At 72.4% G+C, this 17,005-nt stretch carries 14 protein-coding genes; all 14 read right to left on the bottom strand.

Going from position 1 to position 17,005, the window contains the following annotated elements; genetic code table 11:
* Positions 1-1,041, bottom strand: coding sequence for a C45 family autoproteolytic acyltransferase/hydrolase (locus BLA60_RS02390; RefSeq protein WP_084734551.1), 1,041 nt, complete (start codon positions 1,039-1,041; stop codon positions 1-3).
* Positions 1,038-1,643, bottom strand: coding sequence for a GNAT family N-acetyltransferase (locus tag BLA60_RS02395; protein WP_075130992.1), 606 nt, complete (start codon positions 1,641-1,643; stop codon positions 1,038-1,040). The genes BLA60_RS02390 and BLA60_RS02395 overlap by 4 nt, the downstream gene beginning before the upstream one ends.
* A complete protein-coding gene (locus BLA60_RS02400; RefSeq protein ID WP_075130993.1) occupies positions 1,640-1,927 on the bottom strand; it encodes an acyl carrier protein in 288 nt (95 codons plus the stop codon). Before BLA60_RS02400 ends, BLA60_RS02395 begins: the two co-directional genes overlap by 4 nt.
* The gene (locus BLA60_RS02405; protein WP_211288561.1) at positions 1,917-3,416 is read right to left on the bottom strand and encodes an AMP-binding protein; all 1,500 of its coding nucleotides are present in this window, start codon (positions 3,414-3,416) and stop codon (positions 1,917-1,919) included. The genes BLA60_RS02400 and BLA60_RS02405 overlap by 11 nt, the downstream gene beginning before the upstream one ends.
* Positions 3,413-6,676: a non-ribosomal peptide synthetase gene (locus tag BLA60_RS02410; protein ID WP_075130994.1), complete on the bottom strand. Its 3,264-nt coding sequence runs from the start codon at positions 6,674-6,676 to the stop codon at positions 3,413-3,415. Before BLA60_RS02410 ends, BLA60_RS02405 begins: the two co-directional genes overlap by 4 nt.
* Positions 6,670-8,556, bottom strand: a complete 1,887-nt coding sequence (locus BLA60_RS02415) for a class I tRNA ligase family protein (protein ID WP_245811791.1) — start codon at positions 8,554-8,556, stop codon at positions 6,670-6,672. The genes BLA60_RS02410 and BLA60_RS02415 overlap by 7 nt, the downstream gene beginning before the upstream one ends.
* Positions 8,557-8,576: 20 nt before the next feature.
* Positions 8,577-9,611 (bottom strand): NAD(P)/FAD-dependent oxidoreductase, encoded by a 1,035-nt coding sequence (locus tag BLA60_RS02420; protein ID WP_075130996.1) that lies wholly within the window; start codon positions 9,609-9,611, stop codon positions 8,577-8,579.
* Positions 9,608-9,940, bottom strand: coding sequence for a cupin domain-containing protein (locus BLA60_RS02425; RefSeq protein ID WP_075130997.1), 333 nt, complete (start codon positions 9,938-9,940; stop codon positions 9,608-9,610). Before BLA60_RS02425 ends, BLA60_RS02420 begins: the two co-directional genes overlap by 4 nt.
* Positions 9,937-11,316, bottom strand: a complete 1,380-nt coding sequence (locus tag BLA60_RS02430) for a lysine N(6)-hydroxylase/L-ornithine N(5)-oxygenase family protein (RefSeq protein ID WP_162292887.1) — start codon at positions 11,314-11,316, stop codon at positions 9,937-9,939. Before BLA60_RS02430 ends, BLA60_RS02425 begins: the two co-directional genes overlap by 4 nt.
* 249 nt (positions 11,317-11,565) lie before the next feature.
* Positions 11,566-12,936: a sulfatase family protein gene (locus BLA60_RS02435; RefSeq protein ID WP_075130998.1), complete on the bottom strand. Its 1,371-nt coding sequence runs from the start codon at positions 12,934-12,936 to the stop codon at positions 11,566-11,568.
* Between the two features lie 14 nt (positions 12,937-12,950).
* Positions 12,951-13,766 carry a carbohydrate ABC transporter permease gene (locus BLA60_RS02440; RefSeq protein WP_075130999.1) on the bottom strand — a complete coding sequence of 272 codons (816 nt, stop codon included), beginning with the start codon at positions 13,764-13,766 and terminating at the stop codon, positions 12,951-12,953.
* The gene (locus tag BLA60_RS02445; RefSeq protein ID WP_211288562.1) at positions 13,766-14,659 is read right to left on the bottom strand and encodes a carbohydrate ABC transporter permease; all 894 of its coding nucleotides are present in this window, start codon (positions 14,657-14,659) and stop codon (positions 13,766-13,768) included. The genes BLA60_RS02440 and BLA60_RS02445 overlap by 1 nt, the downstream gene beginning before the upstream one ends.
* Positions 14,660-14,662: 3 nt before the next feature.
* The gene (locus BLA60_RS02450; RefSeq protein WP_154814064.1) at positions 14,663-15,946 is read right to left on the bottom strand and encodes an ABC transporter substrate-binding protein; all 1,284 of its coding nucleotides are present in this window, start codon (positions 15,944-15,946) and stop codon (positions 14,663-14,665) included.
* 32 nt (positions 15,947-15,978) lie between these two features.
* Positions 15,979-16,995: a LacI family DNA-binding transcriptional regulator gene (locus tag BLA60_RS02455; RefSeq protein WP_075131000.1), complete on the bottom strand. Its 1,017-nt coding sequence runs from the start codon at positions 16,993-16,995 to the stop codon at positions 15,979-15,981.
* Positions 16,996-17,005: the final 10 nt, after the last annotated feature.

Genomic DNA, 17,005 nt, shown 5'->3' on the forward strand with positions numbered 1-17,005 from the left:
TCACCTGGGGACACCGGCGCGCGGGCGGAAGCGCTGGACCTGGCCGGCCGACCCGTCGCCCGGCCGCACGTGCAGCTCGCCGCGTGCCGGCAGCAGGACCACGGTCGCCACCGTGCGTTCGACGGTGATGTCGCCGGGGTCGGGGACCCGGATCGGCGGGTCGGCCAGCAGCGCGAAGTGGTCGGCGACCCCGGCGCCGGCCGGCAGCGCCGCCAGCCGGGAGCGCACCGCGTCGAGCCGGCGGGTGGAGGAGTTGCGGGCGAACACGTTCAGCTCGTCGTGCGGCGCGAGGTCGGGGTGCAGGTAGTGGTTGGTGTGGCTGAGGGTCTCGCCGGTGACCACCCGCCGCTGGTCGTCGAGGATCTCGACGTAGGCGGCGCGTCCCCGGTCGCAGAGCATGACCGACCGGGAGCTGGCCAGCGGCAGGTCACCCAGCAGCGAGATCGCCTCGGTGACGTCGCGCGCGGTGTCCAGCAGGTGCCGGATCGCCAGGTAGGGCGGCACGCCGGGGCGCCAGGTCCCGCCGACGACCAGGTTCAGCCCGACGGCCAGCCCGTGGGTGTTGACCCCGAGGTAGCCGAGCAGTCCGGCGAAGCTGAGCACCAGCGCCCGGCCGGTGTCCAGCACGGCGATCTGGTCGTCGAGGTCGCCGTTGAGGTCGACCGTCTGGGCCAGCACGGGTTCGTCGGCCAGCCGGGCGTAGGTGGTGCAGTCGCCGGCCGGTCGCACGCTGCGGTAGCCGAGGACCTCGCGGCGCAGTTGCAGCAGCAGCGCCTCGTGCCGGGTGAGCCCGGCGCCCTCGGCCAGCCCCAGGATCTCCTGGCCGAGGGCCGGGGTCGCCGCGTCGATCACCGCGCCGTGCGCGTCGAGCGCCGGCACCAGCTCGGCCAGCGTCAGCGGGGGCCGGCGCAGCCGGTTGAGCCGGCACAGGTCGTCGTCGACGAACGCCCGCAGGGCGTGCTTGCGGGCGCCGCCGTGCGCCCGGCCGGCCTCGACCGGGTCCGCGCCGGTCCGCACGTGGGCGACCTGGCCGGTGGTCATGTCCCGGCCCCGACCTTGGGGCCGGCCTCCAGCGCGCGCTTCACCTCCGGCCACTCGCCGCGCAGCACGCTGTAGTACACCGCGTCCCTGCGCCGGCCGCCCGGCATGTAGTTGAAGCTGCGCAGCGTGCCCTCCTCGACCGCGCCGATGTTGCGCAGTCCGCGCCGGGCCTGCTCGTTGAGCTGGTCGGTCTTGAACTCGACCCGCTGGGCGCCCAGCCGCTCGAACGCGTGCTCCAGCAGCAGGTACTTCGCCCAGCGGTTCACGCCCCGGCCACGGAAGTCCGCGCCCAGCCACGACCAGCCGATCTCGATCCGGGCGTCGGTCTCGGCCAGGTTGCCGTAGCTCATGCTGCCGGCGATCCGCCCGCTGGCCAGGTCGGTGATCACGAACACCACCCGCCGGCCGGCCTCGTGGTCGGCCAGTGAACCGTCGAACCACGCGTGGTAGTCCTCGTCGGTCTCCACCAGCGACACGAAGTAGCGCCAGATGTGCGGGTCCATGGCGACGGCGTGCAGGCCGTCGCGGTCGTCCGGCGAGATCGGGCGCAGCCTGACGAACTCGTTGTCCAGTGTGGACGGTGCGGTCTCGGCCCAGCTCATCGCGTCGACCCCTCGGCGACCAGGTCCGCGTGGCGGGCCAGCGCGGCGACGACGTCACCGAGCGTGCGCATCGCGGCGAGGTCCTGCTCGGTGAAGTGCGCGACCGACACACCGGTCCGCTCGCACACGTCGGTCAGGAACAGCACCTTGTTCAGCGAGGTCAGGCCGTACTCGCGAACCAGGTCGTGGTCCACGGCGATGTCCTGCGGCGCCACCTCGTCCAGCACCAGCGCCAGACTCTCCCGCGCCGCCGGTTCGAGACCGGCCCGTGACTCACCCGGCATGGATACCTCCCCTGTTGTCGACGATCTCCGCGCGGTACAGCTCCAGGATCCGGTTGCGGCGCGGCTTGAACTGTGAAGTGAGGGTCTCGCCGGCCACGCTGAACGGCCGGGCGATGACGACCTTGCGGATCTGCTCGTCGCGGCCGAACGCCGCGTTGGTGGCCGCCAGCTGCGCGGCGATGGCCGCCTCGTCCGGCTCGCCGGCCGGCGACACGACCGCCACCAGGTGTGCGCGGTCCGCGCTGACCACCACGCACTCCTCAATGGCGTGGCTGGTCCGCAGGTGCTCCTCGATCGGCCGCACCACGACCTTCTTCGCGTTGTCCAGCACGATCACGTCGTCGGCGCGGCCCAGGATGTAGAGGAAACCGTCCTCGTCGAAACGGCCGAGGTCGCCGGTGCGCACCACGCCGTCCGCGCCGAAGACCCGCTGCGACTCGCCGGGCGCGGCGTAGGCGTAGGCGGTGTTCACCGGGAAGTCGCTGCGCACGCTCACCACGCCGTGCTCGTCGATGAGCACCTCCTTGCCGGCCAGCACCTTCCCGACGCTGCCGACCCGGTGCGCGCCCGGATGGTTCTTGGTCACGATGCAGGTCTCGTTGAGGCCGTAGCCCTCGTAGAGCGGCAACCCGGCCTCGCCGAAGAACTCCAGCACGGCCGCGCTGGCCGGCGCCGACCCGGTCCACAGGTAGCGGATCCGGTCACCGAACACCGCCCGCGCCGCCTCGGCCAGCGGCCTGGTCCGTGCCTTGGCCCGGATCTGGCGGGCGGCGGTCTCGAAGAACGCCGGCACGCCCATCACCACGGTCGGCCGGGTCCTGGCCAGCGCCACGAACGCCGCCTCGTAGGTGCCGACCGTGACGTCGTGGCCGAAGACCAGCGCCGAGTACACCCAGTACCGTTGCTGCAACAGGGACAGCGGCAGGAACACGAACAGGTCGTCGCCCTCGCCGTGGGCGAACATCCGCTGCACCGCGCGCAGCGACGAGTCGATGCTGCCGGCGGTCGCGCCAAGGCCCTTGGGTCGCCCGGTGGAGCCGGAGGTGAACTTGAGCGTCGTCACGTCGCCCGGCCCGTAGGTCACCGGCGGCAGGTCCGGTTCGGACACCCCGCCGGCCAGGGCGCGGACCTCGCCGATCGACAGCACACCCGGTTCGCCGCCTGGCTCGTCGGTGAACACCAGCCGCAGGTCGTAGTCCTCGGCCAGCTCGCGGCCCGGCTTGACGCTGCCCGCCTCGAACCCGGCGGTCACCAGCCCCAGCCGCAGCGCCGCCAGGTCCAGCAGCAGCCATTCCAGACAGTTGCGGGACACGATGCCGATCCGGTCGCCCCGGCGCAGGCCCCGGTCGGCCAGCGCGGCGGCGACCCGGCCGGCCATCGCCCACAGCTCGGGCAGTGCCACGGTCTCCTCGCCGTCGAGCCGCACCACCCGCAGGCGGTGGCCGGGCTCCGGCGGTCCGGCCACCAGTCGGTTCAGTACCGAGGTCACGACGCGTCCACCACGAACCCGGCCATCGCCCGCGGTGTGACCACCTCGGGCAGCCGTTGCAGCGGCACGCTCACCCCGAACTCCCGGCGCACGGCCGTGACGATCCGGGCGGCGGCCACCGAGTGCCCGCCCAACTCGAAGAAGTTGTCGTCCACGCCGACCTCGTCCAGGCTCAGTACCGAGGCCCACAGCCGGGCCATGGCGTGCGCGGACTCCGGCGCCGGGCCGTCGCTGCGCGGCGTGGCCCGCGCACCCGCCGCCCGCTCGGCGAGCGCGGTCCGGTCGACCTTGTTGTTTCGTGTCAACGGAAGCCGCGGATGCCAGACGAACTCCGATGGCACCAGGTAGGCCGGCAGCCGCGCGCCAAGATGCGCCCGCAGCTCACCGTCGGTCAGCGCTTCCCCGGTCAGGTGTGCCACCAGCCGGTCGCCGCCGGCCGACTCCTGGCGCACCACCACCGCCTGGGTGACCGCTTCCAGCGCGGCCAGGTGGGTCTCCACCTCGCCGGCCTCGATCCGATAGCCGTTGACCTTCAGCTGGTGGTCGGCCCGGCCGACGATGTCGATCGTGCCGTCCGGCAGATAGCGGCCGAGGTCACCGGTGCGGTAGAGCCGCCCGCGCACCGGGTCGTCGGTGAACCGCTCGGCGGTGCGCCCCTCGTCGCCCCAGTAGCCCCTGGCCAGGCCCGTGCCGGCGGCGCAGATCTCGCCGACGACCCAGTCCGGCGCGTCCCGGCCGTGCGCGTCCAGCACGTGCGCGCGGTTGTTGGCGTTGGGCCGTCCGTAGGGGACGGTCCCGCCGCTGAGGTCGTCGATCGGGTGCACGATGTTCCACACGGTGGTCTCGGTCGGCCCGCCCAGCGACACCAGCCGCAGGTCCGGGGCGAGCGCGTGCAGCGCGGGCGGCAGCGCGGCGGGGATCCGGTCGCCGCTCATCATCACCAGCCGCAGCGACGCCGGCAGCGCGCCGTCGGCCGCGGCCTGGTCACGCAGCAGCGACACGATCGCCGGCACCGAGTTCCACACGGTGACCCCGGCGGAGTCGGCCAGCGCCAGCCAGTGCGCGGCGTCGGCGGCCTTGTCCGCGTCCGGCAGGACCAGCGCCGCGCCGGCCGACAGCGCGCCGAGGACGTCGTAGACCGACAGGTCGAAGGTGAACGCGCTGACGCCGAAGAACCGGTCCCCGGCGGTGATCCCGAACCGGGTGTTGCAGTCGGTCACCACGTTGACCACCGAGCGGTGGGTGACCATCACGCCCTTCGGGTCACCGGTGGTGCCCGAGGTGTACAGCACGTAGGCCAGGTCGTCGGGGGTCGTGCCGGCGGGGGAGAGCGGTTCGGCGTCGGGGGCGGGGGCCGACGCGTCCAGCCGCAGCACGGCCAGCGACCCGTCGGCCAGGTCGGTGTTGGTCAGCACGTGGCGCACCCGGCCGTCACGCAGCAGGAACTCCCGGCGCGCCGGCGGCAGGTCGGCGTCCACCGGCAGGTAGGCCGCGCCGGCCAGCAGGGTCGCCAGGATGCCGACGACCTGCTCCGGCCCCCGGGTCATCACCAGGCCGACCAGTTCGTCGCGGCCGGCGCCGCCGGCCCGCAGCCACCCGGCGGCGGCCAGCGCCCGCCGGTACAGCTCGCCGTAGTCCATGGTGCCGCGCGAGGTCACCAGCGCGGGGGCGTGCGGGTCGCGTTCGGCGTTGGCGGCGAACGCGTCGGTCGCCAGCGCGTCGGGCACCGCGACGGCGGTGTCGTTGGCCCGCTCGCGGCGGGCGCGCTGGGCGGGCGGCAGCAGGTCGACCGTGGTCGCCGTCCAGGTGGACTCGTCGAGCAGCCGCTCCAGCATCGCCAGGTAGCCGGCGGACAGGTCGTCGAGCAGGCCGTCGGGGAACAGCTCCTCGACGCCGTCGATGGTCACCACCAGCCCCTCGTGCAGCTCGGCGACGAACGCGTTGATCCACACCTGGGGGGTCTCGGTCACCGCGAACACCCGTGGCCCGAACAGTTCCCGCGCCGAGTAGTCCAGATCCCGCTGGAGGTAGCCGACGGTGCTGGTGAACGTGTACGGCATCCGCGCGGCGGCCGGGTCGCCCCGGTGCCGGCCCAGCTCGCGCAGCACCTCGATCCCGGAGAAGTGCCGGTTGTCCAGGTCGCGGTGCAGCCTGGCCTGGAGCGCGCGGGCCCGGTCGGCGAACCCGAGCCGCTGGTCCAGGTCGATCTCCACCAGCAGGATGTCGGTGAAGTTGCCGACCGTGTCGGCGATGCGCGGGTGGATGGGCGGGCGGTTGGCGATGGTCGAGTTGAGCGTGAACCGGTCCCCGGCGCCCCACGCGGACAGGGTCTCGGCGTAGGCGGCGAACAGCACGGTCGACGGCGTCAGGCCGAACTCGGTGCACCGCGCCTTCAGCCGCGCCCACGGCTCGGGCTCCAGGCGCAGCACCCTCGGGGTGAACCGGGGCTCGGTGATCGAGGACGGCGCGACCCGCAGCGGCAGCGCCGGGGCCGGCGGCAGGTCGTCGAGCCGCTCCAGCCAGTAGGCCCGCGAGCGGCGCGCGGGAGCCTTGGTCCGCGCGGACTCCATCGCCGCCACGAACGCCTCGAACGACGCGCCCTGCTCCGGTTCGGGCAGCGTCTCGCCGCCGTAGGCCCGCCACCAGTCGCGAAAGACCAGGAACCCGCTGACCGCGTCGGCGGCCAGCCCGTCCAGGCCGACGTGCAGGATCATCCGGTCGTCGGCCAAGATCGTCACCCCGGCGTCCATCAGCGGCGCCCGGTCGGCCGGCAGCACCAGGTGTGAGCGCTGCTCCCGCAGCCGGTGCCAGGCCGCTTCCCGTTGCTCCACGGGCAGTTCCCGCAGGTCCACCCGGCCGAGTTCGACCCGCGTCCCCGCCTGTTCGACCTGGCGGTCGCCGACGACCCTGGTCCGCAGCATCCCGTGCCGGGCGACCACCGCGCGCAGCGCCGAGGCCAGCCGGTCGAGGTCCCAGACGCCCTCGACCTCCTGGTACACGTAGGCCGCGACGTTGCCGATCTCGAACTGGTCGCCCCGGCCGAGCAGGTAGCTGCGCTGCAACGGGGTCAGCCCGAACCCGGCGCCCAGCCGCTCGTCCGGCAGCGCCGCGAGGTGGGCGAGCAGGTCGGCCTTGTGCGTGCGGATCCGCGCGATCAGGTCCGGGTCCATCCGCTCCTTGGGCCCGCGCAGCTTCAGCTCGCTGCCGGCGGCGGTGATCCGCAGCCCGCGCGCCTCGATGTCGCGGATGACGTCTAACACGCGACCACCTCCTCGCTGGCACTCGCGGCGACCTCCGCGACCGCCTCGGGCGTGGCCTTGTCCTCCAACAGCCGGGCCAGGGCGGTGACGTCCCGGTCGCCGAGCAGCTCCTCGACGGTGACGTCGGCGTCGAGCTGTTCGAGGATCTGGAACTGCAGCGCCACCGCGTGCAGCGAGCCCACCCCCAGCTCCACCAGCGTGCTCGTGTCCACACCGGATTCGTCGGGCAGCGCGACGGTGCTCACCACCAGCTCCCGCAGCCACGCCAGCAGCACCGGCGCCGCGGCCGGCGCGGCGGTGGTGAAGAACTCCTGGCCGGCCAGGTCGATCGCCGTGCCGGCCGGCAGGTACTCGACCCGCTCCGGCCACGTCGTCGGCGCCGGCAGACCCAGCGCGCCGGCCAGCCGGGCGGCGAACCTGGGCATCACCGGCAGGGCGCCACACACCAGCAGCCACGCGGCCGCCAGCTCGTCGGCGACCGCCTCGCCACTGGTGTCGTCGAGGTGGCGCACGGCGTCCTCGACCAGACCGGTCAGCTCCTCGGCCGCCCGGTTCAGCGAGAACGCGTCCTGGCCGAGACACGCGGTGAGCGCGGCACGCCGACGTTCGAGGGTGGCGCGGAACGCGGTGTCCTCGCCGGGCGGGGGAGCCTGCCCGGCGTGGTCGGTGCGGACCCGGGCGCCCAGGTCGTCGAGCCAGGTCTGCCAGGTGCCGATCAGCACGTCGGTCAGCACCGACTCGTAGGCCGCGTGCCGGAAGCTCGTGCGCCGGCCCTCCGGGCGGGTGCCGGCCAGGAAGAACCGGACCGCGTCGACGTTGTGCTCGCCGACGAAGTCCTTGGCCCACACCGCGTGCCGCCGGCTGGTGGAGAACTTGGCGTCCTCCAGCAGGTAGAACTCGTTGACGTGGTAGTCGATGTCGCAGTGCCAGTCCGGGTGGGCGAGTTGGTAGAGGATCGGGTAGAGCACCGCGTGGTAGAAGCTGTTGTCGTAGCCGAAGAAGTGCACGATCTTCCAGTCGGCCGACGGCGAGCCGGCCGACCAGTCGCGGCCAAGGCCCTCGCCGAGCGCGGCGATGCCGTGCAGGAACCCGTAGGACATCTCCGGCCACACCCAGATGACCTGGTCACCGCCCGGCGCCGGGGCGATGCCCCAGTCCGCCGGGTGGGTCAGGGCCACGTCGAGCCGCTCCCGGCCCATCAGCCGCGCCGCCAGCTCACGCAGTCGCTCGGGGGTTCGGCCCAGATCGTGGTGGGCGGCGAGGTCGTCGCGGAACTCGTGCAGCGGCAGGGAATGACGGGTCACGGTGCCCACCCGCGGCGCCGCCGCCGAGCGGCCGGACCTCGGGTCGGTGAGGTCGGCGCACGAGTTGGGCTCGCCGCACTCCTCGCAGATGTTGCCGCCGGCCGGCTCGTCGCAGGTCGGGCAGCGTCCGCTGACGTCGACCTCGTAGAGGTAGTCGCCGGTCTCGGCGTCGAACAGCGCCGCGTCCTCGCGGGGCGCGACCCGCCCGGAGCTGGCGAGCCGGGCGAAGTAGGCCCGCAGCCCTTCGGCATAGCTCGGATCGGTACTGGTCACCGTGTACTGGTCGACGTCGATGTCCATCAGCGCCAGCGTCGCGGCGATCTCGGCGCCGTGGTGGGCGGCCGTCCCGGCGGGTGTGCTGCCCTCGCGGCGCGCGCACTCCACGACGTAGCTCTGGTGGTCGTCGCTGCCGGTGAGGTGCCAGGCGTCGACGCCGTTGAGGCGCTGGAACCGGACGAACGCGTCGGCGCCGAGGTAGGGCCCGGACACGTGACCCAGGTGCAGGTCGCCGTTGGGCGTCGGCGGGGTGGAGAACACGAAGACGGGGCGGGTGCCGAAGGGGTTGCCGGTGGTCACCTGTTCCTCCATGGACGGTGTCAGCGCCCGGCGACCGGGTGCTCGGATGTGCGGACGAGGGCCAGCGCGTCGGTGGCCAGGCCGGGCGCGAACCGGACCCCGGAGCCGGAGCCGCCGTGCACCCGGACCAGGCCGGGGCCGTACCCGGTGACCAGCGGCAGCCGGCCGGGGGTGTAGGCGTCGCAGAACGCGCGGCCGCCGGTGATCGCCCCGGCCGCGGCCGGGCAGCGGCGGTGCACGGCCTCGCGGCCCTGACGCAGGTCCTCGGTGTCGGCGCGACCGTCCACGTCGGCCGGGTCGACGTCCCACACGTCGCGGTAGAAGCTGACCAGCGTCGTGTCGCCGGGCCGGGGCAGGAAGAACAGGTCGTCGTCGACGAAGGACACCACCAGGTCACCCGGCCCGGTGTCCAGGTCGGCGTGCAGTGCGGCGATCCGCTTGACCCGCAGGGAGGACCGGGGTCGCGGCCCGGTCCACGGCCCGGTGGCGAGCACCACCTGGTCGGTCGACCACTCGGTGTCGCCGGCCGTGAGCCGGTAGCCGTCGCCGTCGCGGGTGACCGAGGTGATGTCCTGTCCGGTGTGGACGTCCACCTGGCCGGCGAGCCAGCCGGCCAGGCCACCGGCGTCGACGGCGAACCCGCGCCCGTCGAGGGCCACCAGCACCTCCTCGGCGCCGATCCGCACGCCCGGCAGCAGCCGCTCGACCCCGTCGCGTTCCTCGTCGGTGACCGGCCGGACCGCCGCGCCGACCACCCGCTCGCGGAACTCGTCGAGCCCTGAACGCCGCACGACGTAGACGATCCGCAGCGCACGCAGGAACTGCGCGCCGCCGGTGCCGGCGAGCCGGTCGTACCCGTCGGCGGCCAGCCGTACCAGCCGGCGGTGGGCCGGTGTGCGGCCGAGCGGGAAGCTGATGCCGGCCGACCAGGCGGTGGCGCCGGCGGCGACCGCCGTCCGCTCCAGCAGCGTGACCCGTCGCCCGGCGCGGGCGGCCTCGTAGGCGGTGAAGCAGCCGACGATGCCGCCGCCGACCACCGCCAGCTCGGCGGTCACGACGGGGATCCCTGCCACCACACGGAGAACAGCCGCAGCTGCTCGTCACCGGTGTTGGTCACCCGGTGCGGCACCCGGCTGGCGAAGTAGACCATCGAGCCGGGCGCGACGTCCATCGTGGTCTCACCGGAGGTGACGGTCCCGGTGCCGGTGCGCACCATCCACAGCTCGACGACGTCGTGCACGTCCAGTTCGGTCGTGGCACCGGGCGGCACCTCGAACCGGGCGGCGGTGAACGGCCAGTCCACCGGCGCGGCGGCCTCCTCGACCACCATGCCGGACTCGGACCGTTCGGGGGTCCGGTACTCCACACGCGCGGGCCGGGTCATGGCAGCGGCACCCCTACTCTGTCCGATGTGAACGCCGCCGGCCGGTCGCCGGCCGGGTCGGCGCCTTCCCAGGAGATCGTCGACCGGGAGTCCTCGGTCCGGTAGACCGTCCGGCCGACGATGGAGTTGGCGATCCTGGCGCTGCGCCAGGCGGCGAGGCTGAGGTTGGGGTCGGCGATCCCGTGGGTGGCTTCCGCCGAGTTCTGCACGTAGATGCCGAGGTCGTCGGGGCCGTCCCAGTCCAGCGAGTAGTCCCGCCGCACGCGCAGCGACCCGTCCCCGTCGAGGATCCGGTCGCGCAGCGGTTCCAGGTAGGCGGGGAACTCGCTGCGGTAGCCGGTGGCGAACACGACCACGTCGGCCGCACAGGACTCGATCTTGCCGGTGTCCTCGTCGCGGATGATCGCCATCAGCCGGTCGGTACCGCCGGTGGCGTCCCCTGACGGGTCGGTGAACAGGTCGCTGACCCGGCGGTTGACCAGCAGCCGGTAGCCCAGTCGGTGGGGTTCCAGCACGTCCAGCTCGTAGAGCCGGCGGTAGATGTCGCGCAGCAGCGACTCGGTGACCCCGTCGCTGGCCAGCCGCTGGCGGCGCAGCAGCTCCTCGCGGCGCTGCGCGGACAGGCCGTAGAAGTGGTCGACGTAGGCCGGGTGGAACCACTCGTTGCTGAACGGCGAGTCGTCGATCGGCAGGAACCCGACCCGGCTGGAGACCCAGGTCAGCGAGCGGGGGAGACCGGCGTCGTCGCTGATCAGGTGGTTGACCACCTCCGCGCCGCTCTGGCCGGCGCCGACCACCATGACGTCGCGCCCGGCGGTGGCCGGTCGCACGATCCGCAGTTCGGCCGAGTGCAGCACGGAGTCACCGCGCAGCGGGCGGGCGAAGTCGGGCAGGGCGGGGGTGCGGCCGGAGCCGATGACCAGGTTGCGTGCGCGCACCGGCTCGCGGCCGGCGCAGGTGATCTCGAACCGCCCGTCGCGCAGGTCGACGCTGTCCACGCCGTGGTCCCAGCGGATGCTGGCGATCTGGCCGGCGGCCCACTGGTAGTACCGCTCGAACTCCTGGCGTGAGCACCGGTCGGTGTGCGCGATCAGGAAGCGGTGCAGCAGGCCCTCGGTGGCCAGATAGTTGAGGAACGAGAACGGGTTGCAGGGATCGACGAGCGTCACCAGGTCCTTGAGGAACGAGACCTGCAACTGGGCGCCGGGCACCATGATGCCGCAGTGCCACTGAAACGACGACCGTGCTTCGAGAAACCGTGCCTGGACGTCGGCCAGTGGTGCCAGGAGTGCGGCCAGGCTCAGATTGCACGGCCCCAGTCCGACACCGGCGACGTCCAACTCGGGTAAGTCCGCGTCCGTCCCGCCGTCGTTCACGTCCCTGCCCCCTTGTTCGGTCGAGGTCGAGACAAGTTGCAGAACCTTAAACGGAGGAGGCTGGCTCCTGTCAAGACATCGCGTCGAGAGCGATTCGCGTTCTGCCGGGATCGTTATGTCCACAAAGGACATCACGGCGCCGGGCGGACCGGTCACCCGTAGCTCTGAGTGACCGGCCTCGGCGAATGTCCGCTCGGTATTCTGAGGTGTTCTAGGGAATTCTCCGATCGATTTTCGAGATCGGCGAACCTAGCGGGATTGGTGACCGAAACGTGTCGGGTGAACGTCCCACACCCGCACGGTCGGGTCGACCTGCCGCTGGCCGTCCGTCCTCGGCGCCGCCGGCTCGATCACCGGCGCCGCCTCACCCGCCTCGACCATGCGGCGCACCAACCGTTCCCGAAGCTCGTCGGCCACCCGGCGGTGAGAGGTGAGGCCCGCCAGGTTGGTCAGCTCCGCCGGATCGTTGTCCAGGTCGTGCAGCGCGTACTCGACGTAGCGGTCGGCGCCCGGCTCCTCCCACGGGTCGGCGTCGGGCGCCACCGCGTAGTACTTCCACCGCGCGGTCCGGATCCCCCGGCCCACCTCGGACTCGCTCACCTGGAAGAACGACTCCGCCGGCCGGTCGGCGGCCAGCAGCGACCTGCCCTGCATCCGCTCCGGAACCTCGATCCCGGCCGCCGCCAGCAACGTCGGCGGCAGGTCCAGCGTGGACACCGGCTCCTCGATCCGCCGGCCACCGTCGAAACCGGGTCCGCACAGCGCCAGCGGCACCCGCAGCGACCCGTCGTGGCAGGACCGCTTGTACTCCGCGTTACGGGTCCGGAAGTGACACCCGTGGTCGGAGGTGTAGGCGAGGATCGTGTTGTCGGACAACGCCATGCTGCGCAGCGCGTCCCGCAGCCGGCCAAGACCCTCGTCGAGGCGCCGCACCTGCCCGCAGTACCCGGCCAGGTGCTGGACCGCCGGGTCGCCCGGCACGCGCAGCGCCGCCACGTCCGGCGGCAGCCACCGCCCCGCGTAGCGCCGCGCGTAGCCCTCCGGCGCGGGATAGCAGTCCACCTCGTTCTGGTGGTGCGGCTCCAGGTAGGACACGAACAGGAAGAACGGCCGGTCGTGGTGGTCGGCGACGAACCGGATCGCCGCGTCGGTGATCGCGTCGGACCGGTAGCCGGGCAGCGCGACCGGATCACCCCGGTCGTCGAACATCACCGTGCGGTAGGCGTCGGAGGTGAACTCCAGCAGGTTGGCGGCCAACCACCGCTGGTAGCCGCCGCGCTGGTCGGGCGGCACCGGCTCCTCGGCGGCCAGATGCCACTTGCCGAGGTAGCCGGTGGCGTAGCCGGCGTCGGCGAACTCGTGCGCGAGCGTCCGTTCCGCCGCCGGCAACGGGATCCCGTTGCGGAAGCAGCCGGTCGCCGTCGGGTACCGCCCGGTCTGGAGGGCCGCCCTGGCCGGCGCGCACACCGGCTGCGGGGTCACCGCGTGCACCGCGTGCGTCCCGGTGGTCGCCATCCGGTCGAAGGTCGGCGTGAGGTCCAGCGGGTTGCCGTGCACCCCCGTGGTGTCCCAGCGCTGCTGGTCGGTGAGGAAAACGATCACATTGGGCCGGTCGGGCACGGGTCCCCCATCTCCTACTTCATACCGGTGAGCGTGATACCTCGGACGAAGAACCGTTGGCTGGCCAGGAAGATCAGCGCCGTCGGCAGGAACAGCAGCACCGCGCCGGCCGCCGTCAGGTTCCAGATCGTGAAGTACTCCTGGCTGAACAGCGTCAGCCCGACCGGGATCGTGCGCATCCCCTCGGTGCTGGTGGCCACCAGCGGCCAGAGGAACTCGTTCCACTGGAACACGAAGGTGAACACGCCAAGCACCGCGAGTGCCGGCTTCACCTGCGGCAGCACCACCCGCCAGTAGATCCCCAGCTCCGAGCAGCCGTCGACGCGCGCGGCGTCGATCAGCTCGTCGGGGATCGGCTGGATGAACTGGCGCATCAGGAAGATTCCGAACGCGTCCATCAGGAACGGGGTGATCAACCCCTGATAGGTGTCCAGCCAGCCCAGGTTGGACATCATCACGTACAGCGGGATCATCTTGACGAAGAACGGGATCGCCATCGTCGCGATCACCGCCACGAACAGCGTGTCCCGGAACGGGAAGCGGAACTTCGCGAACACGTACCCGACCAGCGGGTCGAACAGCAGGTGCGACAGGGTGATCCCGCAGGTCACCACCAGGCTGTTGACGATGAAGTTCGCGAACGGCGCCCGCTCGAACAGCTCGACGAAGTTGCCCCACATCGGTGTCTCGGGCACCAGCACCGGCTCACCGGCCAGCGACTCGGCCTCGGTCTGCAACGACAGCGACACCATGTACAGCAACGGAAGCACGGTCACCGCGCTGGCGGCCAGCAGCGTGACGTAGGCGAGGACGCGACCGATCCTGGTCATCAGTACCGGACCTCCCCGCGTCGGCCGTAGCGCAGCTGCACCACGGTGAACGCCAGGATCACCACGACCAGCAGGAACGACAGCGCCGAGGAGTACCCGAAGTCCCGCGCCTCGAACGCCACGTTGAACACGTGGAACACGTACAGGTCGGTGGCGGCGGCCGGCCCGCCGTCGGTGATGATGTAGGCCTGCCCGAACGCCTGGAGCCCGGTGATCACCGAGATGATCGACACGAACAGGGTCGTCGGCGCCAGCAGCGGCAGCGTCACGTGCCGGAACCGGCGTGCCGGCCCGGCACCGTCCACCGTGGCCGCCTCGTGGTACACCTCGGGGATCCCCTGCAGGCCGGCGAGGAACAGCACCATGGCGTACCCGGTGTGCTGCCAGAGCATCACGCCGATGATCGTGGCCAGCGGGTGGGTGATCAGCCACTGCTGGGTCGGCAGGTCCAGCGCAGCCAGCAGCCGGTTGAGCACCCCCAACTCCGGGTCGAGGATGTTGCGCCACAACAGGCCGACGATCGCCACCGACGTCAGGTACGGCACCAGCAGCAGCGCCCGGAACACCACCCGCCCGCGCAGCGGCCGGTTCAGCAGCAGCGCCAGCGCGAGCCCGAGGACCAGCGCGCCGACCGTGGTGGCCACCGCGAACAGGACTGTGATGCCGAACGCGTGGCGCACCGCCGGATCGGTGAACGCCCGGGTGTAGTTGCCCAGCCCGGTGAACTCGTCCGCCCGGGGTCCGCTGTGGGCACTGGTGGTCAGCAGGTTGCCGATCGGCAGGTAGGTGAACAGCACGAAGAACGCGATCGCCGGCAGCAGCATCAGGTACGCGGTACGGGCGCGCCGCGCGTCCAGGGTGCGCCGCCGGGAGCGGCGCCGGGTCCGGCCCATGGCTCAGCCGGCCAGTGCTCGCCCGGCGGCCTCGTCGAACACCGCGAACGCCTCGGACACCGGGGTGTTGGCCACGACGATCGACTGGTACAGCGTCTTGAACAGGTTGTCGGCGATCTCGCCGCTCCTGCCGGTCGGGCCGATCTCCTCCAGGAAGTCCCTGGCGTGCGGCAGACCGTCGGCGAAGGCCCGGATGTGCTCGTCGTCCTGGACCTCCGGCTGCTCGGCCCAGGATTTGCGCGGCATCAGCATCCCGGCCTCCCTGGTGGCCGCGCGTTCCACGTCCAGGGTGGTGATCCGGCGCAGGAAGTCCCATGACAGGTCCGGCCGGGACGCCTTGGCCGGCACCATCATGCTGGCGCCGGCCGAGATCGTCGCCTGCTCCTTCTGTCGCAGCACCGGCGCGATACCCAGCTCCAGGTCGGGGCTGGTGTCGGCGATCGGCTTGAGGTCCCAGGGCCCGGTGATGATCATCGCCGCGCGGCCGGCGGAGAGCAGCTTCTGCGGCCCGGCGTAGTCGGTGCTGGGGACCGGGACGGGGGAGACCCGGTGCCGGTGGGCGAGGTCGGCCTGGAAACGTAACGCCTCCTCGGCGGCCTCCCTTGGCGCCAGGACCGCGCGGGTGTCCGGGTCGTAGAAGCGCACACCATTCTGCACCAGCCACGGCCAGGCGTAGGAGGAGTCCTGGTTGAGCGCGATCCCGTACACCTCGCCGGTGGTCAGCTCCTTCGCCGCCGCCAGCAGGTCGTCCCAGGTGGACGGTGGACTGATGCCGGCCGCGTCGAGCATCGTCCGGTTGTAGAGCAGCAGGCTGCACGTGTAGTGCAGCTGGAGTCCGTAGACCTCGCCCTCGTGGGAGTTGCGGCTGACCGTGGCCGGCAGCCAGTCATCCGGGAAACCCATCTCCGCGCCGTCGGCCGCCACGTACTTCGCCAGCGACAGCGCGTCGCCGGACACCGCGAACTCCTGCACCCACGCGCCCTGGGTCTCCACCACGTCGGGCACGGTGCCGGAGGCGAGGTCGGCGAGCAGCCGGGTACGCAGGTCGGGCCACTGGTACTTCTGGAAGTTGACGGTGACGCCGTGCTCCCGTTCGAACTCGTCGATCACCTTCTCGTAGGCCTGGTAGCCGTGGCCGGCGTTCCAGTAGACGGTGAACGCGTCACCGTCGGTGTCGGACTTCGGCGCGCCGGAGCCACACGCGGTGGCCAGCGGGGCGGCGGCCGTGGCGAGCGTGGCCGTGCCGGCGATGCGCAGCAGATCGCGTCGGGTGAGGTGGTACGCCATGACATGTCCCTTCGTCGGACCTGGTGGCGGGATCAGGCGGAGCCGCGCCTGATGAACGTCCACTCCGTGGTGATCACCCGGCCGGCCGGCCGTTCGCCGGTGGCCAGGACGCGCTCGAACAGCAGCCGGGCCGCGTCGTGGAAGTCCATGGCCGGCGGACCGACGGTGGTGAGCGGCGGCCGGGTGATCCGCCCCTCGTCGAGGTTGCCGACGCCGACCACCGCGACCTCGTCCGGGATCGCCACCCCGGCGTCGCGCAGGGCCAGGATCGCGCTGATCGCCGCCCGGTCGGACGCGGCGAACACGGCGTCCGGGCGGACCGGGCCGGCCAGCAGCGCCGTCACCGACCGGTAGGCGGCGACCCGGTCGTCGGCGCCGTCCACCACCAGCTCCGGCCGGCGGTCCAGGCCGTGCCGGTCGAGCGCGGCGAGGTAGGCGGCGTGTCGCTCGGTGGGCAGTTCGCCGGTGAGTTCGTGGCGGTGACCGAGGAAGGCGATGCGCCGCCGGCCGGTGGCCACCAGGTGGTCGAGCGCCTCGGCGCAGGCCGCGTCCTCGGTGGTGCGCACGACGTCGAAACCGTCCGGGTCGGCGGCGTTGCTCATCACCACCAGCGGCAGGTCGGCCAGCGCCCGCAGCTGGGCCGGCGACAGGTAGGGGACCGACGGCGCGATGATCGCGCCGTCGGCGACGTGCTGGCGCAGCAGGTCGACGGCCTTGTCCGCGCGCGCCGGCGAGTCGACCACCATGGTCAGTACGCCGTGGCCGGCCGCGTCGGCCGCGTCGGACAGGTCGCGGGCCAGCTGGTCGTAGGCCGGCACGCCGATCGACCCGACCACCAGGCACACCCGCTCGGTCCGGCGCAACCGCAGGCTGCGGGCCGACGAACTGCGGACGTAGCCCAGTTCCTCGGCGGCGGCCAGCACCCGCCGCCGGGTCTGCTCGCCGACCCGTTCGACCTTGCCGTTGAGCACGTAGGACACGGTCGCGACCGACACCCCGGCCAGCGCGGCGACCTCGCGGGTCGTCGGTCTCCGGAGCGGGTTCGCCATGTTAAACGTT

The sequence above is a fragment of the Actinophytocola xinjiangensis genome, from assembly GCF_001921215.1.
Taxonomy (GTDB): domain Bacteria; phylum Actinomycetota; class Actinomycetes; order Mycobacteriales; family Pseudonocardiaceae; genus Actinophytocola; species Actinophytocola xinjiangensis.